Origin of the sequence: Hamadaea tsunoensis DSM 44101, from assembly GCF_000428945.1 — a bacterium.
GTDB lineage: Bacteria > Actinomycetota > Actinomycetes > Mycobacteriales > Micromonosporaceae > Hamadaea > Hamadaea tsunoensis.
In genome coordinates this window covers 54132-78523 of the sequence record NZ_AUAX01000037.1, presented here as the reverse complement: position 1 = coordinate 78523, position 24392 = coordinate 54132, and the positions used below count along the sequence as shown (strand labels likewise).

At 71.2% G+C, this 24392-nt stretch carries 18 protein-coding genes; 9 read left to right on the top strand and 9 right to left on the bottom strand.

Annotation, left to right across the window (positions count from 1 at the left end; translation table 11 throughout):
- Positions 1 to 222, bottom strand: a 222-nt coding sequence (locus G401_RS55260) for a helix-turn-helix domain-containing protein (protein ID WP_157546700.1), incomplete at its 3' end; no start/stop codon positions are given.
- A gap of 429 nt (positions 223 to 651) precedes the next feature.
- Between G401_RS55260 and G401_RS0135235 the strand changes: the two genes are divergently transcribed.
- On the top strand, positions 652 to 2019 hold the full coding sequence (locus G401_RS0135235; protein ID WP_051367646.1) for a DUF11 domain-containing protein: 1368 nt from the start codon (positions 652 to 654) through the stop codon (positions 2017 to 2019).
- A 218-nt stretch (positions 2020 to 2237) separates the two neighbouring features.
- A complete protein-coding gene (locus tag G401_RS53725) occupies positions 2238 to 4100 on the top strand; it encodes a DUF6528 family protein (protein ID WP_051367644.1) in 1863 nt (620 codons plus the stop codon).
- Here the strand turns inward: G401_RS53725 and G401_RS0135220 are convergent.
- Together G401_RS0135220 and G401_RS0135215 are read right to left on the bottom strand one after the other, a co-directional pair.
- Positions 4097 to 5104 (bottom strand): terpene synthase family protein, encoded by a 1008-nt coding sequence (locus G401_RS0135220; protein WP_027346185.1) that lies wholly within the window; start codon positions 5102 to 5104, stop codon positions 4097 to 4099. The two genes, G401_RS53725 and G401_RS0135220, sit on opposite strands and share 4 nt — an antisense overlap.
- A gap of 56 nt (positions 5105 to 5160) precedes the next feature.
- Entirely contained in the window at positions 5161 to 5472 is a 312-nt protein-coding gene (locus G401_RS0135215; RefSeq protein WP_027346184.1) for a cupin domain-containing protein, read from the bottom strand.
- A 157-nt stretch (positions 5473 to 5629) separates the two neighbouring features.
- Here G401_RS0135215 and G401_RS0135210 point away from each other — a divergent pair, with 157 nt between their 5' ends.
- Positions 5630 to 7030: a cellulase family glycosylhydrolase gene (locus G401_RS0135210; protein WP_027346183.1), complete on the top strand. Its 1401-nt coding sequence runs from the start codon at positions 5630 to 5632 to the stop codon at positions 7028 to 7030.
- 3 nt (positions 7031 to 7033) lie between these two features.
- The gene (locus G401_RS0135205) at positions 7034 to 8158 is read left to right on the top strand and encodes a cellulose binding domain-containing protein (protein WP_027346182.1); all 1125 of its coding nucleotides are present in this window, start codon (positions 7034 to 7036) and stop codon (positions 8156 to 8158) included.
- A gap of 143 nt (positions 8159 to 8301) precedes the next feature.
- Here the strand turns inward: G401_RS0135205 and G401_RS0135200 are convergent, their stop codons facing one another.
- Positions 8302 to 8853 (bottom strand): DinB family protein, encoded by a 552-nt coding sequence (locus tag G401_RS0135200; RefSeq protein ID WP_211240936.1) that lies wholly within the window; start codon positions 8851 to 8853, stop codon positions 8302 to 8304.
- 135 nt (positions 8854 to 8988) lie between these two features.
- On the opposite strand from G401_RS0135200, the gene G401_RS0135195 reads away from it, so the two are divergent.
- Genes G401_RS0135195 through G401_RS50625 form a run of 3 tightly spaced genes read left to right on the top strand, consistent with a single transcriptional unit; the run spans position 8989 to position 10960 of the window.
- A complete protein-coding gene (locus tag G401_RS0135195; protein ID WP_027346180.1) occupies positions 8989 to 9753 on the top strand; it encodes a class I SAM-dependent DNA methyltransferase in 765 nt (254 codons plus the stop codon).
- The gene (locus tag G401_RS0135190) at positions 9750 to 10562 is read left to right on the top strand and encodes a class I SAM-dependent methyltransferase (protein ID WP_027346179.1); all 813 of its coding nucleotides are present in this window, start codon (positions 9750 to 9752) and stop codon (positions 10560 to 10562) included. The genes G401_RS0135195 and G401_RS0135190 overlap by 4 nt, the downstream gene beginning before the upstream one ends.
- A gap of 20 nt (positions 10563 to 10582) precedes the next feature.
- A complete protein-coding gene (locus tag G401_RS50625) occupies positions 10583 to 10960 on the top strand; it encodes a hypothetical protein (RefSeq protein ID WP_211240935.1) in 378 nt (125 codons plus the stop codon).
- Between the two features lie 50 nt (positions 10961 to 11010).
- Here the strand turns inward: G401_RS50625 and G401_RS50620 are convergent, their stop codons facing one another.
- The 5 genes from G401_RS50620 to G401_RS50600 form a co-directional block, all read right to left on the bottom strand.
- Positions 11011 to 11547 (bottom strand): RICIN domain-containing protein, encoded by a 537-nt coding sequence (locus tag G401_RS50620; RefSeq protein WP_051367639.1) that lies wholly within the window; start codon positions 11545 to 11547, stop codon positions 11011 to 11013.
- Between the two features lie 91 nt (positions 11548 to 11638).
- Entirely contained in the window at positions 11639 to 12442 is an 804-nt protein-coding gene (locus tag G401_RS53720) for a DUF4352 domain-containing protein (protein ID WP_051367637.1), read from the bottom strand.
- A 42-nt stretch (positions 12443 to 12484) separates the two neighbouring features.
- A complete protein-coding gene (locus G401_RS54245) occupies positions 12485 to 13768 on the bottom strand; it encodes a SigE family RNA polymerase sigma factor (protein ID WP_064741929.1) in 1284 nt (427 codons plus the stop codon).
- 61 nt (positions 13769 to 13829) lie between these two features.
- Positions 13830 to 15089 carry a multidrug effflux MFS transporter gene (locus G401_RS0135160; RefSeq protein WP_211240934.1) on the bottom strand — a complete coding sequence of 420 codons (1260 nt, stop codon included), beginning with the start codon at positions 15087 to 15089 and terminating at the stop codon, positions 13830 to 13832.
- A gap of 243 nt (positions 15090 to 15332) precedes the next feature.
- Positions 15333 to 18836 carry a ricin-type beta-trefoil lectin domain protein gene (locus G401_RS50600; protein WP_051367635.1) on the bottom strand — a complete coding sequence of 1168 codons (3504 nt, stop codon included), beginning with the start codon at positions 18834 to 18836 and terminating at the stop codon, positions 15333 to 15335.
- 687 nt (positions 18837 to 19523) lie between these two features.
- On the opposite strand from G401_RS50600, the gene G401_RS50595 reads away from it, so the two are divergent.
- Together G401_RS50595 and G401_RS50590 are read left to right on the top strand one after the other, a co-directional pair.
- Positions 19524 to 20306, top strand: a complete 783-nt coding sequence (locus G401_RS50595) for a thioesterase II family protein (protein WP_051367633.1) — start codon at positions 19524 to 19526, stop codon at positions 20304 to 20306.
- Positions 20303 to 24280: a non-ribosomal peptide synthetase gene (locus G401_RS50590; protein WP_051367631.1), complete on the top strand. Its 3978-nt coding sequence runs from the start codon at positions 20303 to 20305 to the stop codon at positions 24278 to 24280. The genes G401_RS50595 and G401_RS50590 overlap by 4 nt, the downstream gene beginning before the upstream one ends.
- The last annotated feature ends 112 nt before the right edge of the window (positions 24281 to 24392 follow it).

Genomic DNA, 24392 nt, shown 5'->3' with positions numbered 1-24392 from the left:
TGCCCACTGTGCGGTGTACCCCCACCGATACAACCCGCCCCGCGTCGAGCCCAGCGGATTCTTCACCCCGTGCCGATGCGAGTTATGACGATCCAACTCCCGCCACACCGTCGAAAAGTCGGTACCGACCGCTACCGCGATCTCCTCGAACGTCGCACCCTGCCGCCACAGATTCTCGATCACCAACCGCAAATCCGCCGTCAGCACATGAGCCCTCGCCACCCGCGACCCCTCTCAACCAGCCAGCACCAAGAAGGTCAACGACCCACTTGCACCGACCGGTTGAGAGGAAGGCGTTGGTTTCGCCGCATCCGTCAAGATCACGACACGAAGGCTTGATCAGGGCGAGCCGGACACTCGCGCAAGATCGTCGCAGTCGAGGCAGTCGAGGCAGTCGGGGACGGGCGAGCGGCGGCGCGCGATGGAGCGAGTGTCGGATGTGGAGGGTGATCACGGGGATGAAAGTGATCCGCAATGAGAATCAAAGATCGAGCGACGTGAAAGACACTCGGACGGCCTATCCGAAACACAACAGAGATTCACACTCACAGGTGGTTCGCTGTCGGCAACTCGCGTTTCGCCTCTTCCCGTCCTCCGATCGAATTAGCGTTCGGCGCACACGATCCACATCGAACGAAGAGGACGGTATCCATGAGCTTCCGTCGCAGCCTGGCGTTCATGCCCGTGCTGACGCTCGTCGCCACCACGCTGTGCGCCATCCCGGCGACCACCGCCCATGCCGCCAACGTCCCAGGCCGGCTGTATGTGGCCGGCGCCACCTCACCGACGGTGACGGTGATCGACACCGCCACCGACGCGGCCGTCGCCACGCCGGCACTCGACAGCTATGTCAACGGCGTCGTCGCGGATCCCGCGCACGACGTGTACTTCGCCTCCGACCGGTTCGGCGACTTCGTGGAGGCGTTCAACGCCACGACGAACACGTCACTGGGCCGGATCCTGGTCGGTTCCGAGCCGGACCGGATGGCCGTCAACGCGGCGGGTACCCGGCTCTACGTCGCGAACATCGGCTCGGGCACGGTGACGGTGATCGACACCGCGACCCACATGGTGCTCGCGACCGTTCCCGTCGGCGGGAGCCCGCACGGGATCGTGGTGCCCAGCCAGGGCACCAAGGCGTACGTGACGACCGACAATTCCGTGTCCGTTGTGGATACGACGACGAACGCCGTCACCGCGACGGTGAACGTCGGGCAGTATCCGGAGTACGCCGCGGTCAACCCGGCCGGGACGTTCCTGTACGTGCCGAACAACTACGCCGACACGGTCCAGGTGATCAGCACCGCCACCAACACGGTCACGGCGACGATTCCGGTGTGCGCCCAGCCGTTCGCGGCGGCCGTCACGCCGAACGGGGCCAGGCTGATCGTCGGCTGCCAGTCGGGGGCATTGTCGGTCGTCGACACGGCGACGAACACCGTGTCCGCGACGCGTACGGGCTATGGCATGGTGCTCGACGTCGCGGTCGACGGCACCGGCCAGTACGCGTACGTGTCCGATCTGCTCAATGACAAGGTGACGCTGATCAGCACGACCACCTACAATCCGGTGTCGACGATCGGCGTCTCCCGGCCCGGTGCGATCGCCTTCAAGGCCGCGCCGAAGCCGCCCGCCGCGGATCTCGCCGTCGACCTCCAGGCGGTGGCCAAGCCGGCCCTGCTCAACTCCGCGATCGAGTACACGATCAAGGTCACCGACCTCGGTCCGGACGCGGCGACCAGTGCGAGCATCACGGCCACCCTGCCCAACGGCTCCACCGCGACCCAGCTCGCCACCGGCTGCACCCAAGCCGGATCAGTCGTGACCTGCACTTACGGGGCTCTGTCTAACGGGGCCAACGCGAGCAAGACGTTCCGGCTGCCCGTCGGCGCGCTCACGCTCGGCCAGGTCAAGGTCACCGCCACCCGGACCACGTCGGCGCCGGCCGATCCCAACGCGGCCAACGACACCGCCTCCGCCACCTGCAACGTCGTCTCCATCCTCATCATCACCTGCTGAGGACGTCTTCGGAGTAGAGATCAAGTTCAAGGGCTTTTTGTCCCGGGTCCGTCGATCTCACCTCCGCTCCTCGCGCGGGAGACCGGGCTACCCCCGTCACAGAACGTGACGGGGGTAGCCCTGCCAGGCGAGTGGGGCGACGCATCATCCTCCGCGGTCCGGTCCCGCTTGTTCGTCCGATCTCGACAGTCGTGAACCGAAGATCGTATGATCGCCATATGATCTTCCGCCGTCTCGTCGCTGTCGCCGCCGCCTGCGGGCTGCTCGCCGTTCCGCCCGTTGCGCGGCCCGGTTTCGCGGCCACCGGGGATTTCTGGGTGGTGGGCGGGGATCAGACTTCGGGGCAGCTGCTGGCGTTCGATCCGGCCGTGGCGGACTGGAACAGCGCGGCCGCGGTGAAGTGGAGCTGGAAGCCCACCGCCGCCGAGGGGTTCTCCAGCGCCGAGATCTCGGCGGCCACCCTGGTGTCCGACTTCAAGCTGCGGACCTGGGGGTCCGGGCAGCGGTTCGCGTACGCGGCCAGCACCAACCTCGCCGCCGTCGTGGACTACCCCGGCGGGTCCCGGATCTGGGCGCAGGTGATCCCGGGCAACCTGCACTCGGCGGAGCTCCTGCCGGACGGCAACGTCGCGATCGCCGCCTCGACCGCCGGCTGGGTACGCGTCTACGCGTCCTCCCAAGGCCCGAACGCGACCGCGTACGCCCAGTTCGACCTCGCCTCGGCGCACGCGACGGTCTGGGACCCGGCGATCATGCGGCTGTGGGTGATCGGGCAGGACCCGGTGACGCAGCAGCACATCCTGACGGCGCTGCGGATCGGCGGCACCCCCGCCCGGCCGACGCTGGCCGAGGACCCGACCTGGCGGGCGATCCTGCCGACCGCCTGGGGCCACGACGTCTACCCGTACGCGTACGACAGCGGCAAGCTCTGGGTGACGACGAATTCCGGCGAGTACCTGTTCGACAAGGCGGCGAAGTCGTTCACCGTCCCCGCGATGGGCGGCCGGACCGCGGTCAAGTCGATCGGCAACCAGCCGTCGGGGCAGGTCGTCGAGACGAAGGCCGACGCGGCCAAGTCGCCGGCCGGTGCGTGCGCGGCGACCAACGACTGGTGCACCGACACCGTGGACTTCTTCGGCCCGGCCGCGACGCGCCGCCGGACCGGAGCGCACTTCTACAAGGCGCGCGTGTGGTCGCCGTACTACGGGGTCGTCGACCAGCCCCTGCGCGGCCCGGTACGCGACGCGGTCCGGGCCGCCGACGGCACGTGGACGGGTGCGGCGACGGTCGACGCGAACGGCGCGATCGGGCGTACGGCGGCCGCTGCTCTGCCTGATGGAACCCTGCACGTGCAGACGCTGGTGCCCGGCAGCGGCGTCTGGGACCGCACGCGCGCGGCCGACGGGACGTGGAGCGCGAGCACGAAGATCGACGCCAACACGACGATCACGGCGATCGCGTCCGCGGCGCTGCCGGACGGCACGCTGCACGTGGAGACGCTGGTGCCGGGCAGCGGCATCTGGGACCGGGTACGCTCGGCGGCCGGCGTGTGGGCGAGCTCGACCCACATCGACGTCAACGGCGACATCACGGCCGTGTCCGCGGCGGCGCTGCCGAACGGCACCCTGCACGTGCAGACCCTGGTGCCGGGCGGCGGGGTCTGGGACCGGACCCGGTCGGCCGCCGGGACGTGGGCGGCTTCGGCCGAGATCGACACCAACGGCAACGTCGTGGCGCTCTCGGCGGCCGGGCTGCCGGACGGCACGCTGCACGTCCAGACGATCGTGCCGGGCGGCGGGGTCTGGGACCGCGCCCGGTCGGCCGCCGGGACGTGGGCCGCCGCCGGGCAGATCGACAGCGGCCAGTACGCGTCCGCGCTGGGCGCCACGGCCCTACCGGACGGGACGTTGCACGTCTTCGCGGTCGATCCCGGCGTCGGCGTGTGGGACCGCGTCCGGGCGACGACGGGAACGTGGTCGGGCCCGAGCTACGTGTCGGCGGACCGCAGTACGCTCGCGGTGGCCGCGACAGGGCTTCCCGGCGGAACCGTCCACCTGCTCACGATCCCCGAGATCCCCTAGCTCCGGTAGCGCACGGTTTCCCGGGACCAGTCGAGGTTGCCGCGCATCCACGACCGCATCCCGTCGGCGTACCGTTCGAGGTCGGGGCGGGCGGCGGGGATGTTCAGGTCGTCGCACAACCGGTCGAGGCCCGCGTCCAGCCGGACGAAGTCGGCCACGCACGCCTCGGCCATCGCCACCACCCGCGCCCGCGCCTGCCGGGCGGTCAGGCCTTCCTCCCGCTCCAGCAGCACCGCCAGGTTCAGGTCGCCGTGCTCGTGGTCCTTCGCCGCCGAGTACGCCTCGTTGACGAGCACGACGACGTCGCTGCACAGCCGGCGCATGGTCTGGACGTGGTCGCTGCGGAAGGCCACCTGCGGGATCTCGAACCGCCCGGTGCTCTCCCCCACGTCCAGGCTCGGCCACACGCCGATCGAGTGCCGCCGCATCTCCACATAGGACGCCACACTCGGGACCCGCCCGCGTACGCGGTTGGCCGCTTCCCACTGGTACGACCGCAGGTACGCCTCGGAGTCGCTGTGCAGGCGCGTACGCCAGGAGGGGGTGGTGCCGATCCGGGCCCGGTGCCACAGATCCAGGAACGCCCGGACCATCGGCGGGTCGAACGGCGACGGCGGCCGCTCCGCGTACATGCCGGCGACCAGGTTCTCGATCAACGCCGCGGTCGCGGCTGGATCCCGGCCGAGCGGGCCGTCGAACAGGTCGTCGAACGGGAAGAACCACAGCATCAGCTCGACGACGAGATCGAGCGGTGCTCCGACGTGCCCCGGGTACGCGTACGCGGCCAGCCGGTCGAACCGCGGGGCGTCCAGGGCGGCCGTCTCCGCGCCGTCCCGGACGATGCCCATCTCCCTGGCCCAGCGCAATCCTTCGAGCCGGGCCCGTTCGACGTCGGGGCTGATCCGGCTCGGATAGGGAATGTCGAAGCGGGGCTCCGGCGCGCCGACGCGGGTGCTCGCGGTCCCGAGGCCGGTCGGCCCGGCGAACACCCGTTCCTGCGTCATACCGACAAACTACAGCCCATCAGACATTATGGGCATCGCTCGCAAGGCGTACGCGTTCACTGCTTGAGTTCGACGATCCTGCTCACGTAGCGCGTCTCCCCCACGTTGGTGAGCGTGTGGGTGTCGCCGGGCGGCCGGAACACCACGCTGCCGGTGGGTTCGGGCGCGTCGCGGCGCTGCCCGTCGAGCGTCTCCACCACGTTGATCGCCCCCTCGATCGCGATCACCAGGTAGGGGTGCTCGTGGTGGTGCAGCGCCTGCGTCTGGCCGGGTTCGAGGGCGACCTGCCACACGCGGACGAGTTCGTTCTCCAGGATGACGCGGTAGCCGACCGGGCCCAGCGCCGGCGCCGTCTCATGATCGTCCATCATGGACGGCACCATACTTGCGTCCGGCCGATGTGTACATCTACGCTGATGGCTCCGTGCGCGGGTGAGTTCGGGCGTCCTCAGGCAGACACGTCCATGTCTGTGTTTCCAGACGCGTCCGCCCCGTGATCTCGGGGCCTCCCTTCTGAGGAAGGCCATGAAAAGACTGATCCTGGCGCTCGGCTCCGCCGTGCTCGCCGTCGTCGCGTCCACGCTCGTCTTCGTCGGACCCGCCGAAGCATCCGTCGGGCTGCACATCAGCGGCCGCAACATCGTCGAGGCCAACGGCCAGAATTTCATCATGCGCGGCGTGAACCACGAGCACGTCTGGTTCACCGGCCAGACCAGCTCGTTCGCCAACATCAAGGCGCTGGGCGCCAACACCGTCCGGGTGGTGCTCGGCAGCGGCAAGCGGTGGGGGCCGTCGACCGACGTGGCCAACGTCGTGTCGCTGTGCAAGCAGAACAAGCTGATCTGCGTACTGGAGGTGCACGACACCACCGGTTACGGCGAGGACAGCGCGGCCGCCACGCTCGACGAGGCCGTCAACTACTGGATCACCCAGAAGGCCAACCTCGTCGGCCAGGAGAGCTACATCGTCATCAACATCGGCAACGAGCCGATCGGCAACACCAACCCGGGACAGTGGACCGCGGCCACCACGGCGGCCATCCAGAAGATGCGTACCAACGGCTTCGAGCACCTGCTCATGGTCGACGCGCCGAACTGGGGCCAGGACTGGCAGTACGTCATGCGCGACAACGCCGCCACGGTCCTCGCCGCCGACACCCAGCACAACACGGTCCTGTCGATCCACATGTACGACGTGTTCAACACGGCCACGGCGATCACCGACTACCTCAACCGGTTCCGCGACAACGGGTGGCCGCTGGTGATCGGCGAGTTCGGCTGGCAGCGCTCGACGAGCAACGTCGACGACCAGACCGTCATGGCCGAGGCGAACGCCCGCGGCCTCGGGTACATCGGCTGGTCCTGGGCCGGCAACAACGACCCGTACCTGGACATGACCAACAACTTCGACCCGACCCAGCTGTCCACGTGGGGCCTGCGCATCTTCAACGGCGCCAACGGCATCACCGCCACCGCCAAGCAGGCGAGCGTCTACGGCACGTCCACCTCCCCGTCGGCGTCGGCGAGCGCGTCGCCGTCCGCCTCGGCGTCCCGCTCCGCGTCGCCGTCGGCCTCCCCGTCGGCGTCCCGGTCGGCGAGCGCGTCGCCGAGCGCCTCCTCGGGGGCCAAGGCGTGCACCGCCGCGTACACGATCACGAATTCCTGGCCGGGCGGCTTCCAGGGCGAGGTCAAGGTGACCGCGGGCAGCGCGGCGATCAGTTCCTGGACCACGACCTGGACGTACGCGAACGGCCAGACCGTCACGCAGTTCTGGAGCGCGACCGTGACCAGCAGCGGCGCGAACGTGACCGCGAAGAACGTGACCTACAACGGCAGCCTGGGGGCGGGCGCGTCCACCTCCTTCGGCTTCCTGGCCTCGTGGAACGGCACCAACGCCGTGCCCGCGGTGACCTGCACGGCGAGCTGACCCATGCCGCGCAGACCTTTCCTGTACGCGTTGCTCGCGGCGCTCCTCGTGACGGGGACGTTCGTCGCGGCCCGGCCGGCCCAGTCGGCGACCCCGGTACGCATCATGCCGCTGGGTGACTCGATCACGGCCGGACCGGGCTGCTGGCGGGCGATGCTGTGGCACCAGCTGCAGACGGCCGGCTACACGAACATCGACTTCGTCGGTGGCGTGTCCGACGGCGGCGGCTGCAATCCCGGCTACTCCTACGACTGGGACCACGAGGGCCACGGCGGGTACGCCGCGACCGGCATCGCGGACAACAACCAGCTGCCGCCGTGGCTCGCCGCGGCCCAGCCGGACGTCGTCCTGATGCACCTCGGGACCAACGACATGTGGGGGCACTACATCACGACCGCGACCAAGCTGGCCGCGTTCACGAAGCTCGTCGGGCAGATGCGGGCGAGCAACCCCAACATGAAGATCATCGTCGCGCAGATCATCCCGATGAGCGCGGCGGCCTGCTCGACCTGCCCGGCCGACATTGTCGAGTTCGACAACGCGCTGCCCGCGTGGGCGGCCGGGCTCACGACGGCGGCCTCGCCGATCACGCTGGTCGACGCGTGGACCGGATTCGACGCGGTCGCCGACACCGTGGACGGGGTGCACCCGAACACGGGCGGCTTCCAGAAGATGGCCGACCGGTTCTACCCGGCGGTGGCCCGCGTACTCGGCGGGGTGGTCCCCTCCTCCTCCGCCTCGCCGTCCCGTTCGGTGTCGCCGTCGCCTTCGGTGTCGCCGTCGGTGTCGCCCTCCGTTTCGCCGTCGCCTTCGGGCGGCGGCGGCCCGTGCGGGACGACCTACAAGGTCGTGTCGCAGTGGAGCGGCGGATTCCAGGGCGAGGTGACCGTACGCAACGGCGGCACGGTACCCACGTCGTCGTGGACGGCGACGTTCACGTTCGGCAACGGCCAGCAGATCAGCCAGTCCTGGAACGCCACCGTCAGCCAGACGGGGGCGGCCGTGACGGCGGCCGGCATGAGTTACAACAGCAGCCTGGCACCCGGAGCGTCGACGACGTTCGGGTTCCTCGCGAGCTGGAACAACACGGCCAACGCGACGCCCAGCGTCACCTGCATCATGAAGTGAAAGCCCGGGGGCCGCCCGCGGGTCACCCGTGGGCGGCCCCTTCCATGATCCCGTTTGGATCAGGGGATCGCACGTAATCTTGGGCCAAGATTCGGGTGATTTCCCTGATCCAAACGGGATCTCCGGCTTCCCTCAGGCTCGTGTCACGCCTTGTCGTAGGGATCCCGGCCGAACCAGGACGCCCCGTCGATCAGTTCGCGTACCGCGTCCAGGTGTCCGGCGTGCACGGACGTCTCGGTCACGACGTGCAGCAGCACGCTGCGCAGGTCCGGCAGGCGCCAGCCGGGCCAGAGCGCCACCGGCCAGACGGCGGGCTCCCGGTCGAGCCCGTCCGGGAGGGCGGCCAGCACGGCGTTCGCGTACTCGACCTCCGCCCGGTAGTCGGCCAGCACCTCCTCGGCGCTCATGCCGTCGGGAACGTGCCAGTGCGCGGTGAGGCCGGCCACGAACGTCCCGGTCACGGCGGGCTCCCCGGCGACGACCCCGCGGAACCAGAACCGCTCGACGTCGACGGTCAGGTGCCGGACCAGTTCCAGGCAGTTCCAGCCGCTCGGCAGGACGGCCCGGCGCAGGTCGTCCGCCGGGAGACCGTCGAGGATGCCCAGCACGTGGTCGCGCGCGCCGTCCAGGTACTCGATGAAGGTCTCGATCTCCCGCGACACCATGCTTCGTCTCCGTTCGCTCGTGCTCGCCATGCCGTCGCCTCCATGACGAACCGCGGGGCCCCGAACCGGACAGCCGCATACGCCTCGTTTCGCCGCCGGGCGAAATTTGGTGGCGCGACCGGGACATAGCGGGCAGGCTCCGCCTATGACGATGAGCGAGACCGCATGACGGCCACGGAGAGTTCGAGCGACCTGTGGACCGAGGACGACGCCGAGCAGTATGACGAACTCGCGGCGGACATGTTCGCCCCCGGGGTGCTCGACCCCGCCGTCGACTTCCTGGCCGAACTGGCCGGGCCCGGACCCGCGCTGGAGTTCGCCGTCGGCACCGGGCGCGTCGCGGTCCCGCTCGCCGCGCGCGGCATCCCGGTCACCGGGATCGAACTGTCCGCGCCGATGGCCGAACGCCTGCGCCGCAAGCTTCCCGAGGACCAGCTGCCGGTGTTCGTCGGCGACATGGCGACCACGACCGTCCCGGGTGGACCCTTCTCCCTCGTGTACGTCGTGTGGAACAGCATCGGCAATGTGCGTACGCAGGACGAGCAGGTGGAGGTCTTCCGCAACGCGGCCCGCCACCTGGCGCCCGGCGGCCGGTTCGTCATCGAACTGTGGATCCCCGGCATCCGCCGGTTCCCGCCGGGCCAGGCGGCCGTCCCCTTCGACGTCAGCGAGCGGCACGTCGGCTTCGACACCTACGACATGACCACGCAGCAGGGCACCTCTCACCACTACCGCACGGCACCGGACGGAACGGTCACCTATGGCGCCAGCAACTTCCGCTACATCTGGCCCGCGGAGTGCGACCTCATGGCCCGGCTGGCCGGCCTGACGCTCGAACGCCGCGTCGCGGGCTGGGACGGCGCCCCCTTCACCAACGACAGCGAGAGCCACGTGTCGGTCTGGCGCAAGCCGCCCGGCACCGACCAGTGATCGACGGCTGGGAGTGGGACGACTCCCTGTTCGCCGGGGCGGCCGCGTACTACCTGCGCGGCCGCCTCCCCTACGCCCCCGGGTACGCCGCCACCCTGCGCGACGCCCTCGGGCTCGACGGCCGCGGCCGGTACCTCGACGCCGGCTGCGGTCCGGGCACCCTCACCCTGGCGCTGGCCCCGATGTTCGCCGGGGCCGTCGGCATCGACCCGGACGCCGGCATGCTCGCGGAGGCGGCCCGGTACGACACGGTCGGCGTACGGTGGGTGCGGGCCCGGGCCGAGGATCTGCCGGCCGGGCTGGGAACCTTCCGCATGGTCACGTTCGGCAACTCGTTCCACTGGACCGACCGGGACCGCGTCGCCGCGACCGTGCGGGACATGCTCGAACCGGGCGGCGCGTTCGTGCTGCTCAGCGACTACAAGGCCGCCCCAGCCGAGCCGACGCCCCTGCCCCCGCCGCCGTACGCGCGTATCGCCGAGCTCGTCCGCGCCTACCTCGGCCCGGTACGCCGAGCCGGCCAGGGCGCCATCGCGTCCGGCGAGACACCCGGCCGGGAGGAACTCGTCCTGGACCGCGCCGGATACACGGGCTACGAACAGCACGTGGTACCGGCCGGGCAGCCCGTCAGCCGGACGGCCGACGACCTCCTGGCCTGGACGTTCTCCCGCTCGGATTCGGCGCCGCACCTGTTCGGCGGCCGGGTCGGCGCGTTCGAACGGGATCTGCGCCGGTTGCTGGCGGACGGGCCGTACGCCGAGCCCCTGCCGCCGACGGAGATCCGGATCTGGCGCAGGCCGGCCTCATGAAGCAGCGCAAGGGTGCCCGGATGCTGGTCGTCGATCAGGCGACGTACCGGTGGACCAATTCCCACAGCCACCACGCCGAGCTGGCCGCCGACGGCACGCCGCTCTACCACGACTGCACCGAGCACGTCACGATCCGTCGCGACGGTACGCCCGGCCGGCTCGACGTCGTCTTCGCGAGCGGCCCCGGACGTCTGGTGTCCAACGGCATCCTGCACACCGGCGCGGCGGTACGCGGAGACGACTACCTGAACCTGAACCGTCCGGGCGTCGTCCGCGCCCTGCTCGACGAGGCGCTGGGCCGCGGCTGGCAGCCCAGCGCTCCGGGCCGCGCCGAACTCGACGGCTGGACCCTGATCGACACCCCGCGCTTCCACCGGTTCCGACCCGATCCGGTGTAGATCGCATCGGGCCGGCTCCGCTACCGCAGGAGCCTCCTTCGCAGCGGTGATCAGGCGTCGGCGTACAGGGCCTGGAAGTCCCAGCCCTGCTCCTGGCCGCCGGTCACGCTCCACTGGATCATGCGCGCGCCGGCGGTCTCGCTGCCGCCGCCCTCGACCGAGACGACCTTGCCGCTCTTGCCGTTGACCAGGTAGCCGCCGCTCGTCCGCCAGTTCTGCTCCGGACCGCCGTTGCAGGTCCACTGGATGATCGCGGCGCCGTTGGCGGTGCTGCCGCCGCCGCCGACCGACAGGCACTTGCCGCTCTTGTCGTTGACGATGCGGGCGTCCGACCAGTGCCACAGCCGCTCCGGCGCGCTCGTGTCGTACGGGCAGAGCCACTGCACGATCTCCGCGCCGTTCGCGGTGCTGCCGCCGCCGCTGACCGACATGCACAGGGCACTCTTGTAGTTCTGCATGGAGAAGTGCGTGGCGGCCTGGGCCGGCGACGCGACGGCCAGCGTCGACGCGGTCAGCACGGCGGCGGCCGCGGCAGTGGTCAGGATCTTGCGGGTGGTGCGGGACACGCGTACCTCCGGGAGTTCCATAATGGATGATCATCCCGACCCTACGGACATCCCACCTCCAGAGGAACCGGTAGGAGATCGAATTCGCCGCGGGTTCACCGCCGCGTCACCGTCACCGGGTGCGTTCGAGGCTGCCGCCCACGATCACTCCACCCTGGACGGTGTAGTACCCCTCGTACACCTGGTGGGACCCGTCGGTCTGCTCGGCGTCCAGCGTGACCCGCACCGTGCCGCCGGACGTCCCGTCGATGGTGAGCGTGTCGTGCCGGGTGGTCGCGAACCCGGCCGCGAAATGCCCCTCGTCGCTGTCGAAGCTGCTGCCGCCGAGCGCCCAGGCCCGCTGATAGTCACCGCTGTTGATCGCATCGACGTACGCGGTCACCACCGCCGCCGGACTCGCCGCGGCAGGCGGGTTCGCGGCCGTGTTCCCCGCCGGCAGCGTCCACTCCCCGGTATCGTCGGCGAAGCCGCTGTCGGGCGTGAACTGAACGCTCGCGGGCCGCGCGGACGACGGCACCTCGAAGACGATCCAGCCCAGCGCCGAACCGCCCGGGCTCATCGTCACCGAACCCGGGAAGGTCGGCCCCGCGGCGATGTCCGCGATCGTCGGGTGGAAGCGCTGGCCGTCGGTGTCCACGAGGGTGGCACAGTTGTCCGGGGAGTCGCTGTAGGTGACGGTCCCCGCGTTCTGCAGCCTGAACTGCACCCCGACGAGCTTGTGGCCCGCGTCTGGCCCGCTGAAGTCGTCCGCGGCGGCCGCCGGGTTCGCGACCTTCAGCGGCGTCACGGTCACGACGTCACCTTCGACGTCGCCGGTCAGCGTGATCGCATCGCCGAGGCCGGGATCGGCGGCATAGGCCCGGGCCGGGGCCAGGAAGGCCAGCAGCAGACCGGCAACCAGCAAACGTACGCGCATGGCGATCGCCCCGACGTTGATCTTACCCTCGTCGGGGATCGTTCACCGCGGAGTCAGCCAGACCCCCCAGTCGTGTTCGTTGCCGTCCTGTGCCGGCTCCGCACGCAGCTCCGCCCCTGCCAAGCTGTTCACATCGAACGGGACGGTGCACGCGGAGTAGGGCACCGACCCGAGGCAGCGCACGATCGACCTCTCGGCCACGCTGATGTTGACCCAGTACGCGTGTCCCGGTGCGATGTGGACCACCCAACGTCCGGGTGGGACGGATCGAACCGGGGCCGCCGGGGACAGGATCTCCGCCGGGTACTCCGTCATGGAATGCCACCACATGTCCGTACGCGCCTCGACGAACACCTGGCCGTGCGGGACGCCGTTGGACATGTCGCTGAAGGCGCCGCCGGTCAGCTGCAGGACGAGCGTGGCGTTCTCGACGTCGGGCAGTGCGCGTACCTGTTCGGGGTCGGGCCGGACGTAGGCCGTCGACTCGTTCGAGCAGTTCGCGAAGCCCAGCCGGTGGCCTTCGATCGCGAACTCGACCGCGGCGCTCCCGCTGACGCACCTGATCATGTAGGTGATGTCGGACCGGGCCGCCGGCACCCGCCACTGCACCACTGGGAGGTCCGTCGACAGCGTGACCCCGGGCGCGACGGGGCTGCCCGTACCCTCCTCCGGTACCTGGCTCGGCGACGGGGTGGCCGGTCGGGGCGCGGGCCGGTGGCCGGCTGTCGCGTACCCGATGATGAAGGCCATGAGCAGCGCCAGTGCCGCGGCCGCCGCGGTGACCTTGCGAGTCTGGTTGCGGCGGATGCGATCGGCGACCCCGGCGGTGCGCGGCAGCCCGGCCGGCGCGACGGGGTCGAACGCGAGCAGCGCGGGGTCGGTACGCAGGTTGGCCAGCGCCTTGGCCGCGTGGCTCTTGACCGTGCCCGGCGAGATCCGCAGGATCTCCGCGATCTCCCGCTCGGACAGGTCCTCGTAGTAGCGCAGCACGATCACCGCGCGCTGCTGGCGCGGCAGGCGGCCCAGCGCCGCCATCAGCGTGCGGCGGTCGTCCGTCGGCTCCGGAGCGTGGAACGAGGGCTCCGGCACCTCGCTGACCGGCGTCTCCGCCTGCCAGCGCCGTCGCCACCACGAGGCATAGGTGTTCACCAGGATCTTGCGGACGTACGCCTCGGGGTCGCCGTCGATACGCCGCCAGGCCGTCCACGCCTTGGCCAGTGCGGTCTGCAGGAGATCCTCGGCCAGCGGCCAGTCGCGCGTCAGCAGGTACGCGACGCGCAGCAGGCGGGTGGAGCGGGTGCCGACGAAGTCCGCGAAATCGTGCATGCTCTCCTGGACCGGTCGGGATATGGGTTCGGTGTACCCGGCTGGAGGATTTTCCCGCGGATCACACGTGGACGGCGACCGGTTCGACCGCTTCGAAGCGCCCGCCCTTGACCACGACCGCTCCGATCCCCAGTGCGGCCACCATCCCGGCCAGGATCACCGAGCCCATCGCGACCGCGTCCGCTCCGAGTACGCCGACCATCGGCGCCGCCACCGCTCCCACTCCGAACTGGACGGCGCCGAGCAGCGCGGCCGCGGTGCCCGCCGATTCCCCGTGCCGGGACATCGCGAGGGCGGGCGCGTTCGGCAGGGCTAGCCCGCCGGCGGCCAGGACCGCCCACAGCGAGGCGAGCAGTGCGGGCAGTCCGCCCAGGCCGGTCGCCGCGAACGTGACGAGGACCGTCCCGGCGACGGTGCCGCCGACGAGCGACCCGAGGAGGATCTGCTGGGGCGCGTACCGGCGCAGGAGGCGGACGTTGAGCTGGGTCGCGCCGATGAGGCCGACCGCGCCCGCGCCGAACGCCAGCGCGAACTGCTGCTCGTTGAGACCATATTGGCCCTGCAGGACGAACGACGACCCCGCCACGTACGCGAACAGCGCCGCCATCGCGAGTCCGGCGACGAAGACGAGGCCGACGAAGGTCCGGTCGCGCAGGAGCTGGCCGTAGATGCGGACGGTCTCGGCCGCGCCGCCGCGGTGCCGCCGTGCGACGGGGAGGGTCTCCTGCAGCGCGAAGACCGCCACCAGCGTCAGGAGTACGCCGAAGCCGGCGAGGACGACGAAGACGCCGCGCCACTGGGTCCAGCGCAGGACGGCGCCGCCGAGGGTCGGCGCGAGGACCGGTGCCGCGCCCATGACGAGCATGAGGCGGGAGAAGAGGCGGGCGAACGCCGTGCCGCTGAACATGTCCCGCACGACGGCCATGGCGACGACCGAGGACGCGGCGACGCCCAGGCCCTGCAGGACGCGCAGGGCGCCGAGGGTCACGATGCCGGGGGCCATGACGCACAGGACCGAGGCGATCACGTGCAGGACGAGGCCGGCGATCAGCGGCCGCCGCCGCCCGTACGCGTCCGACAGCGGCCCGATCAGCAGCTGCCCGAGGCCGAGGCCGGCGAGCGTACCGGTGAGGGTGAGCTGGACCGCCGTGGAGCTGGCGCCGAGGGCGGCGCTGATCGAGGGCAGCGACGGCAGGTACATGTCGATGGTGAGCGGGCCGATCGCGATGAGTGAGCCGAGGACGACCACCAGCCGCAGTCGCTGGCCGGCGGTCAGCAGGTCGCCGGGCATGGGTGGGGCGGCGGTGAGCGTCGTGGTCATGTCCTGATCAAATCCGCTACCGGCAGGTAGATTCCCGGATTCCCGGACGTGCGCCAGCTCACACCACGGACGAGGTACACCGTGGACACTCTCCGCCGCCCCAAGCCGCCCCAAGCCGCGTCGTGCCGCCCGGCGATCTTGCGCGAATGCCTCGGATTCCGTCCGGTATACCCGGAATGCCCGGACATTCGCGCAAGATCGCCGGAAGCCGCCCGCAAGATCGCCGGGAGCCGCCCGCAGGGGTCAGCTCAGGTGGAACTTCTGGGCGGCGGTGGTGTTGCAGTCGTAGATCTGCAGGAGGTCGCCCGCCTTCTGGTTGTTGTTGGGGTCGTCGAGGCACCGTCCGGACAGGACGTTGCGCAGCGATCCGTCCGACTGCGTGACCCACTGCTGTGCCCCGCTGCCGTTGCAGTCCCACAGCTGGACCGTGGTCCCGTTGGCCGTGAGGCCGCCGCTCACGTCGAGGCACTTGCCGAACACGCGGATGCTCTGGTCGCCCGGGACCGACCAGCGTTGCGCGTCGGACTGGTTGCAGCTCCACAGCTGGACGGCCGTGCCCGTCGCCGGGTACGCCCCCGCCACGTCCGCGCACAGGCCGCCGGGGCCGGTGAGCGGGGTCGGCGGGAGTTTCCAGATCTGCGTACCGCCGGCGTTGCAGTCGTAGATCTCCAGTTGGACCGCCCCGGGCGTGGTGTTCCCGTTGGGATCATCCAGGCACCGGCCCGAGGCGGCGTTCAGGAGCGTGCCGTCGGCACGCTGCGTCCAGGTCTGCCCGGCGGCGCCGGTGCAGGTGGACAGGGCGACGAGGGAGTGGTTGGCGGTCGCCGAGGTGCCGAGGCACTTGCCGAGCACGCGCAGCGTCTGGTCGGACGGGTGGCCGAACGTCTGCGCGGTCGTGTGGTTGCAGCCCCACAGCTGCGCCGCGGTGCCGTCGGTGCTCGTGCCGCCGCGGATGTCCAGGCACAGGCCCCCGGGTCCGACGATCTCGCCCACCGCCGGGTTCGCGGTCGCGCTGCCGCTCAAGGCGATCGTGTGCGCCGATCCCACCGCCAGCGCCGCGGTCGTCACGGTCACCGTCCGCAGGTTGGTGTTGTAGGCCCAGGCCGTTTCCGGCACCGTCACCCCGTCGACGCTCACGGCCGTGGGCGCCACCGCGTTCGACAATCTCAACGTGTACGCGCGCGCGGCCGCCGCCCCGCCGAAGGTGCCCGTCGTGGCGCCGAGGGTCAGCGTACGCGTGCTGTCGGACCAGGTGATCGGGGACGAGGTCGACTGGCCGCTCTGGTAGCCGAGACCCTCGCCCGCGTCCTGGTAGAGCGTGAACGAGCCGTCCCCGCCGGCGGCGACGTTGACGGTCAGCTGCGTGAGCGCGCTCTGGGTGGCGTGGTCCACGTAGTCCGTACGCGTCGGCAGCACGCCGCCCGACCGCAGGAACACCGGCATCTCCCCCGTCGGCGAGGTGACCGTGACCGTGGTCGGACCGGTGTAGCTGGTGCCGGTGAAGTAGTTCGTCCACGTGCCCGGCGGGATCCAGACGCTCGTGGAACCGTTGCCGTTGGCGTCGTTGGCCGTGGTGATCGGCGCGACCAGGACGTCGTCGCCGTAGAGGTACTCGCCCGTCGACGTGTACGCCGCGCTCTGCCCCGGATAGTTCAGGTAGAGCGGCCGCACGATCGGTACGCCGGTCTGATTCGCCTGCCGCGCGAGCGTATAGGTGTACGGGACCAGGGATTCGCGCAGCCGCAGGAACCTGGTCGCGCTGGCGGCCGCGGCGGTCCCGTAGTTCCACGGCAGCCGGTCGCCGTGGTCGGAGTGCAGCCGCAGCACCGGCTGGAAGGTGCCGAGCTGGACCCAGCGCGCGTACATGTCGTCGGCGAGGTGGCCGCCGTGGAAGCTGCCGATGTCGTGGCTGACGTTCGACAGCCCGGCCGCCGCCTCGTCCGCCGTGAACCGTGCCTCGTACGCGAGCATCGCCCAGGTCGCCGGGGTGTCACCGGTGAACTGCATCGTGTTGCGGCGCTCCGACCAGGGTCCGATCGGGTAGCTGCTGTCGTCGTTGCCCTCGGCCGAGCCGCCGAGCCGGGCGAACGAGAAGCCGCGCAGTCCCCGGGCGGTCGCGTCGTCCGCGTACGCCTGGTTGATCAAATTGTCCGGCGCCACGTGCTCGTTCGACGCCACGGACTGGGCGCAGTTGGTGCAGTAGTCCAGCCACCACTCGCGTACACCCTGCTGTTCGAACTGATCGTGGAGGGCGAGGTACGCGGTGAGCTGGGCCGGGACGGACCAGTCGAAGCGGTAGTCGGTGCCGGTGCCGTCGCGGGTGAGGCCGCCCGCGGCGCTGTTGGTGGCGGCGAACCGGGGGTCGGCGCTGTTGATGTTGGGGTGGATGTTGAGCGAGACCGACAGGCCCTGGCTCGCGGTCCAGTTCATGAAGCCCTGCGGGTCGGGGAACAGGGAGCTGTTCCAGTTCCAGCCGTTCCAGGTGCTCGGCGCCTTCCAGTCGGTGTCGACGACGAGCCAGTCGATCGGCGTGAAGGTCGAGCGGAACTTGGGCAGCAGCGTGTTCTGGTAGTCCGCCGTCGTGTACGCGTAGTAGCGCGAGTACCAGACGCCGTAGGCCGACTCGGGCAGCAGGTTCGCCGCGCCGGTGAGCGTGTTGAGATCCTTGAGGCCCTGCTTGTAGTCCTGGCCGTAGCCGAAGAAGTAGCCGTCCTGGTACGGCTGCGCGCCGTGCGGGACGCGGTCGGTGACCGTGTGGCCGGCCGACAGCAGCGCGGTACGCGAGTCGTCGAGCAGGTACCAGCCGTCGCGGTCGAGGATGCCGGGGTGCTCGGGGACGGGCAGCACCGCCGGGTTGTCGAGCGTGCGCGACCAGCCGCCGAGCGAGTTCTGCGGCCCGGCGCCGTAGCCGGTGGTCTTCAGGGCGGTCTGCGCGGCCGGGTAGGTGGTGCTGCCCGACGCGGTCACGGCGAGGCTGTCGAAGTTGACGTTGGCGGAATCGCTCGCGCCGTAGCTGATCCGGATCGTGTTCGTGCCGGCCCGCAACGGCACGTTGACCGACGCGGTCCCCCACGTGTTCCAGCTCGACGTGGTCGGCAGGCTCAGCGTCGGACCGGCCGCCCCGTTGACCGTCGTCGACACCGTACGCGTCGCGTTGGCGTTCGCGTACCGCACGGCGAGACGGTAGGTGCCCGCGGACGGAACGGCCGAGACGTCCTGCGTGATGGCGGCGCCGACGTTCGTGAACCCGGCCGCGAAACCGGTCCCGGTGAACCCCGTGTGGTCGTACGCGGTCGACGCCCAGCCCGCCAGCAGCGCGTTCTCGCCCTCGCAGGCGGTGCCGTAGACGCAGTAGGACGGAAACGCCGGGGCGGCCGTGATCCCCGTGCCGGCCACCAGGACGGAGAGGTTGGCGGCGGTGAAGGGACCGCTGTTCTGCTTGTATCTCAGGGTCACCGCGCTCGTGTGGATCTCGCGGTACCCGTCGGCCGTCACGTTCGTCGTGTACGCGGCCACGGGGAACGTCCGGTTGACCGCCGTGAAGGAGGTCGCGTCCTCGAAGACGGCGTCACCGGCGTACTCGAGGCGGATGAGGGAGGGCGACAACACCTCGAACCGGGCGTTGCCGTCGGTGACCGTGACACCCGGCGGCGGGGCGGCGGCCGCCGGGGTCAGGACGGTGATCAGGGCGGCGACCGGGAGCAACGCGGCGGCCGCGGCGAGGAAGGCATGACAACGTTGTCTCATCGCGGCAGTACATTACGAAACACGTCTATATGTCAATAGTCATCTCCCCGAAACGGAGCCGAAGCACGGGTCGGCGCCCACCGGCAAACTCGCGGTTTCGCCGACCTTCGGCCGGGTGATCGAGTACCCGGATTCTGTAGAAGTGGATCTCCACGGCTTGATCAAGTACCCGCAATCTGCGAAATCGGCCGGTTTTCTGCAGGATGCGGGTACTTGATCAAGCTTGCACTCCACGATCGAGCCACCCGTCAAGCCGCACCCATCGAACCGGCTGTCGCGGGGTGATCGTTTACCGCTATTACGGCAAGCCGGACCTGAATGGCTTGATCAAATACCGTCTATCCGGCAGAAAGGCACTCCCGTGCCGACATAGAGGTATTTGATCAAGGAAATCGGGGCCGCGGTGCCGATATGGCGGTATTCGATCAAGGCGGTTCGCGTCTCCAGCCACCTGATGTGCCCATATCGGCCAAGGGAGTGATGGTGAATGCCCCCATCCCCGTCTTGAGGACCGTCGATATACACGATCAGTGACGACGCAAGTACCGAAGAGAGCAACATAGACGAAGACGAGAGTCCTCGGCGTACGCCAGAGTGGTGTGTCGAGCGGGCCGATGGCCGCCACCGGCCGGCGGTCGGCGCGGCCCGCTCCGCCCGGACCGGGTGCGGACCCCGAGGACGACGACGATGGAGACACTGCTGACGCATCCCGGCGTCGATCCCGGCTGGACCGTACGCTGGCAGCCGGCTCCGGCCGCCCGGTTGCGGCTGTTCTGCGTACCGCACGCGGGCGGCGGCGCGGCCGTCTACCGGATGTGGGGCAAGGACCTCGGGCCGGACGTCGAGGTCATCGCGATCCGCCCGCCGGGCCGGGAGAGCCGGTTCACCGAGACTCCGATCAGCGACATGGACACGATGGTCACCGATCTGGTGGCCGCCGTCCAGCCGCTGCTCGACCGGCCGCACGCGTGGTTCGGGCACAGCATGGGCGCCTTCATCGCGTTCGAGGCGTGCCGGCGTCTGCGCGAGACCGGCGTGGCCGAGCCGATGGCGCTGCTGGTCTCGGGCAAGGAGGCGCCGCACCGGCCCACCCATGTGCCGCCCGTTCACGCCGCGTCCGCCGCCGAACTGCGGCGCCGCCTGCGGCTGCTCGGCGGCACCCCGGCCGAACTGCTCGACGACGAAGCGGTGCTCGTGCGCGCCCTGCCGCTGCTGCGCGCCGACTTCGCCCTCACCGAGCAGTACGAGCACCGCCTGGGCCCGCCGATGGATCTGCCGATCACCGTCTTCGGCGGCACCCACGACCCGATGGTCGCGGCCGGGGAGCTGGAGCACTGGGCGCGCTACACGACCGAGGCTTTCGGCGTACGCCTGATGTCGGGCGGGCATTTCTTCCTGCACGACCATCCCGAGCAGATGCTGGCGCTGGTCTACGACGCGCTGGCCCGTCAGCTGCGGCGGATGTCGTGAGTGCGGCCTTCCCCCTGACCGACCTGCAGGAGGCCTACCTGGTCGGGTCGACCGACCTGGTGGAGCTGGGCGGCTTCCGGCCGCACTACTACATCGAGTTCGACGTCGCCGGGTTCGACCCCGGCCGCGCCGCAGGCGTCCTCGACACTCTGGTACGCCGCCACGAGCATCTGCGTACCGTCGTCGTCGACGGTGGACAGCGGGTCCTCGGCCTCGACGAGATCGGCGCGGGGGCTCCCCTGCCGGTGCACGACCTCCGCGGCCGCCCGGCCACCGAGCAGGACGCCGCGATCGGGGACGTCCGGCGCCGGATGTGCGCCCCGGGCCCCGACCCGCACGAGTGGCCCCTGCTGCGGCTGGAGGCGACCCGCGTCCGCGAGCACCGGTACCGGGTGCACGTCGTGATGAGCCTGCTGCTGCTGGACGGCGCGAGCATCCGCCAGGTGTGGTCGGAGTTCTCGGCCCGCTACGCCGACGCGGATGCCGAGCTGCCGCCGGTGCGGGCGACGTTCCGCCGGCGCCGCCTCGAACTGGCCGCCGAACAGGACGGCCCCCGGTACGCCGAGCACCGCGCGTACTGGCTGGGCCGGGTGGACAGCCTGCCGGACGCCCCGCAGCTGCCGCTGGCCCGGCCGCTGTCCTCGGTCCGCCCGGGCAACCTGGTCCGGCGCTCGTTCGACCTCTCGGCGGCCCAGTGGGCGACGCTGCGCTCGACCGTCCAGGCGCACCGGATCATGCCGGCGGCCGCGCTGCTGCACGCGTACGCGGAGACGCTCGCGACCTGGGCCGAGCGGCCGGAGTTCACCCTGAACGTGCTGCATCCCGGGGACGCCGGCGACGCCGGGCCGGTCGTCGGCCAGCTGAGCTCGACCCTGCCGCTCGCGGTGGACCTCGCCGAGGGCGGCTACTGGGAGCGGGGGCAGCGCGTCCAGCGTCAACTGTGGACGGACATGGGCCGCTCGGCGGTCAGCGGCGTGGCGGTGCTGCGGGAGGTCGCCGTACGCCGCGGACTGCCGCCCCGCGCGGCCCTCCCCTACGTCTTCAACAGCATGCTCGGCGCCGGGATGCCGCCGGCCGCGCCGGGCCGGGGCGCCTGCCGGATCGTGGACACCGCTCTGCGTACTCCCCAGGTGCTGGTGGACAACCAGGTGCAGGACCTGCCCGGCGGCGGGGTGAGCTGCGTCTGGGACTGCGTGGACGAGGCTTTCCCGGCCGGGCTCGCGGAGCTGATGTTCGGCGCCTACCGCGCGACGGTCGAGGCGCTGGCGGCCGGGCGGGAGCCGGGCGACCCGGTGCCGGCCGCGCACCGCGAGCTGGTCGCGGGCCTGAACCCGGCGAGCGGACCGGCGGGCGAGGCCCGGCTGGAGACCGGGTTCCTGCGCTGGGCGGCCGCGACCCCCGCGGCGCCGGCGGTCCTCACCAGCGACCGGACCCTGACGTACGCGCAGCTGGAGACCGCGTCACGGGCAGTGGCCCACCGGTTGCGCGCGGCCGGTACGCGCCCGGGCGACCTGGTCCCGGTGGTCCTGGCGAAGGGCTGGGAGCAGGTCGTCGCGGTGCTGGCGATCGAGCGCGCCGGTGCCGCCTACTGCCCGGTGGACGCCGCGCTGCCGGCCGACCGGATCGAGCGGCTGCTGGCCGACTGCCGGGCGAAGGTGGCCGTACGCCGGCCCGGCGGCCCGGACCTCCCGGATGTGACCACTGTGGACGTCACCCTCGCGGACCTGACGGCCGAGTCCCCGCGGCTGCCGCGCGTGGCCGGTGACCGGGCGCTCGCGTACGTCATCCACACCTCCGGCTCCACCGGTACGCCCAAGGGCGTCATGATCGATCACCGGGGTGCCGTCAACACGATCGCGGACGTCAACGAGCGCATCGGGCTGACCTCGGCCGACCGGGTCTTCGGCATCTCGTCGCTGAGCTTCGACCTGTCGGTGTGGGACGTGTTCGGCAGCCTGGCCGCGGGGGCGGCCCTGGTCCTGCCCGATCCCGCGCCGCGGCCCGACCCCGAGGCCTGGGCCACGCTGGCGGCCGAGCGCGGCGTGACGGTCTGGAACTCGGTGCCCGCGCTCGCCGAGCTGCTGTGCGAGGTGACCGCAGCCGACCCCGCCGCCCGCCGGGCGCCCGCGCGGGTGTTCCTGCTCAGCGGCGACTGGATCCCGCTGCCGCTGCCGGACCGGCTGCGGTCGTGGTGGCCGGGCAGCCGCGTACTGGCGCTGGGCGGGGCGACCGAGGCGTCGATCTGGTCCAACCACTTCGAGGTCGGCCGGCTCGACCCGGCCTGGCGCAGTGTCCCCTATGGACGGCCGCTGCGGCACCAGACGATGACGGTCCTCGACGGCCGCCGCCGCGTACGCGCGCCCTGGGCCACCGGCCGCATCCACATCGGCGGGGCCGGGGTGGCGCTCGGCTACCTCGGCGACCCGGAGACCACCGATCGCAAGTTCGTCACCGGGCCGGCCGGCGAGCGGCTGTACGACGCCGGCGACCTCGGCCGGTACTGGCCGGACGGGACGATCGAGTTCCTCGGCCGGGCCGACCGGCAGCTGAAGATCCAGGGCTTCCGGGTCGAGCCGGGCGAGATCGAGGCCGTCCTGCTCGCCGACCCCTCGGTACGCGAGTGCGCGGTCGGCACCCAGTCCTCCCCCGGCGGGCTGCGGCTGGTGGCGGCCGTCGTGCCCGCCGCCGGCACGACCGCCGACCCGGTGGCGCTCACGCGGCGGCTGCGCGCGGCGCTGCCGGCGTACATGGTGCCGGGGCAGGTCGCCGTCGTGGACGAGCTGACACTGACGGGCAACGGCAAGGTGGACATCGCCGCGACCCTCGCCCGGTCGGCCCCCGCGCCCGGCACGGCCACCGCTCCCGATGCCCTCACGCAGGAACTGGCGGCACTCTGGGCAGACCTGCTGGAGGTGCCGGCCGTCGGCCCCGACCAGCACTTCTTCGAACTGGGCGGCACGTCGCTGCTCGCCCTGCGGCTCGTGCACCGCATCCGCGACCGGCACGGCGTCGCGGTCCCGATCGGCCAGGTCTTCCAGACCCCGACCGTACGCGCGCTCGCCGCCCGGATCGCGGCGCTGGACGGCGAACCACCGGCCGCCGAGCCCGATGCGGGCGCGGTGGTGCTCGCGGACCGGCCCGGCGACCGGCTGTGGCTGTTCCCGCCGGTGGGTGGTTCCGTCGGCGCGTACGCACCGCTGGCGGCGGACTGGCCCGGGGCGGTGACCGCCTTCGCCGGCCTCGAACCGCCGGCCGGCGGGCAGCCGGAGCGTACGCTCGCCGAGATCGCGGCCCGCTATCGACAAGCCCTGCAGCGGGCCGACCCCGACGGGCCCTACCTGCTCGGCGGCTGGTCGATGGGCGGCGTCCTCGCGTACGAGGTGGCGCAGCAGCTGTGCGCGGCCGGCCGGTCCTGCACCGTACTGATGATCGACAGCGACGCGCGGGGCGTCCGCGGCCGGCCCGACGGCGCCCGGGCGCATCTGGAGTTCCTGACCGACCTCGCCGAGGGCCGCCTGCCCGCCGCGGTACGCCGCCGGCTCACGAGTTCCACATCGGACGCGCAGGCCCACGCGATCGCGGTGGCGGCCGGCCTGTTCCCCGCCGAGGTCGACCTGGCCGCGTACCGGCGGCTGGCCGGGGCGCACGCACGGAACCTGGCCGCGCTGGCGGCGTACCGGCCGGGTCCGGCGGCTGCGGGCATGCGCGTCTTCCTGGCCGCGGCGACGCGGTCGGCCCGGCCCGGCGCGGCCGAGCACTGGCGATCGCTGTGCCCGGACATCGTCGTCGACCGCTACCGGGCCGACCACTACACGATCGCCGGGGCCGGCCGGCTGCGCGAGATCGCCCGGCGATGGCAGGCCGGGATGGGCGCCGACGGCGGATTCGGCCGGCCCGCAACCGCATTGCGCCGCAATATAGCACTGTGGACTCACTCGAAAGGCGCAGGACAAAGGACCAAAATGGAGGGATGACATTTATGCATGTACACTGTTCGCGGCTGGTCGCCTCCGGGTCGCCGTCGGGCAGACGTCCGTGGCAGGGGCTTTCCCTTGAACGCAAGGGTTTCGGCAATGTTTCGGGCAA

What these genes read in the sequence shown, in the direction of transcription:
- G401_RS0135235 (WP_051367646.1), top strand. Translation starts at nt 652, where the DNA reads ATGAGCTTCCGTCGCAGCCTGGCGTTCATGCCCGTGCTGACGCTCGTC.
- G401_RS53725 (WP_051367644.1), top strand. Translation starts at nt 2,238, where the DNA reads ATGATCTTCCGCCGTCTCGTCGCTGTCGCCGCCGCCTGCGGGCTGCTC.
- G401_RS0135220 (WP_027346185.1), bottom strand. Translation starts at nt 5,104, where the DNA reads ATGACGCAGGAACGGGTGTTCGCCGGGCCGACCGGCCTCGGGACCGCG.
- G401_RS0135215 (WP_027346184.1), bottom strand. Translation starts at nt 5,472, where the DNA reads ATGGACGATCATGAGACGGCGCCGGCGCTGGGCCCGGTCGGCTACCGC.
- G401_RS0135210 (WP_027346183.1), top strand. Translation starts at nt 5,630, where the DNA reads ATGAAAAGACTGATCCTGGCGCTCGGCTCCGCCGTGCTCGCCGTCGTC.
- G401_RS0135205 (WP_027346182.1), top strand. Translation starts at nt 7,034, where the DNA reads ATGCCGCGCAGACCTTTCCTGTACGCGTTGCTCGCGGCGCTCCTCGTG.
- G401_RS0135200 (WP_211240936.1), bottom strand. Translation starts at nt 8,853, where the DNA reads ATGGCGAGCACGAGCGAACGGAGACGAAGCATGGTGTCGCGGGAGATC.
- G401_RS0135195 (WP_027346180.1), top strand. Translation starts at nt 8,989, where the DNA reads ATGACGGCCACGGAGAGTTCGAGCGACCTGTGGACCGAGGACGACGCC.
- G401_RS50625 (WP_211240935.1), top strand. Translation starts at nt 10,583, where the DNA reads ATGCTGGTCGTCGATCAGGCGACGTACCGGTGGACCAATTCCCACAGC.
- G401_RS50620 (WP_051367639.1), bottom strand. Translation starts at nt 11,547, where the DNA reads ATGGAACTCCCGGAGGTACGCGTGTCCCGCACCACCCGCAAGATCCTG.
- G401_RS53720 (WP_051367637.1), bottom strand. Translation starts at nt 12,442, where the DNA reads ATGCGCGTACGTTTGCTGGTTGCCGGTCTGCTGCTGGCCTTCCTGGCC.
- G401_RS54245 (WP_064741929.1), bottom strand. Translation starts at nt 13,768, where the DNA reads ATGCACGATTTCGCGGACTTCGTCGGCACCCGCTCCACCCGCCTGCTG.
- G401_RS0135160 (WP_211240934.1), bottom strand. Translation starts at nt 15,089, where the DNA reads ATGACCACGACGCTCACCGCCGCCCCACCCATGCCCGGCGACCTGCTG.
- G401_RS50600 (WP_051367635.1), bottom strand. Translation starts at nt 18,836, where the DNA reads ATGAGACAACGTTGTCATGCCTTCCTCGCCGCGGCCGCCGCGTTGCTC.
- G401_RS50595 (WP_051367633.1), top strand. Translation starts at nt 19,524, where the DNA reads ATGGAGACACTGCTGACGCATCCCGGCGTCGATCCCGGCTGGACCGTA.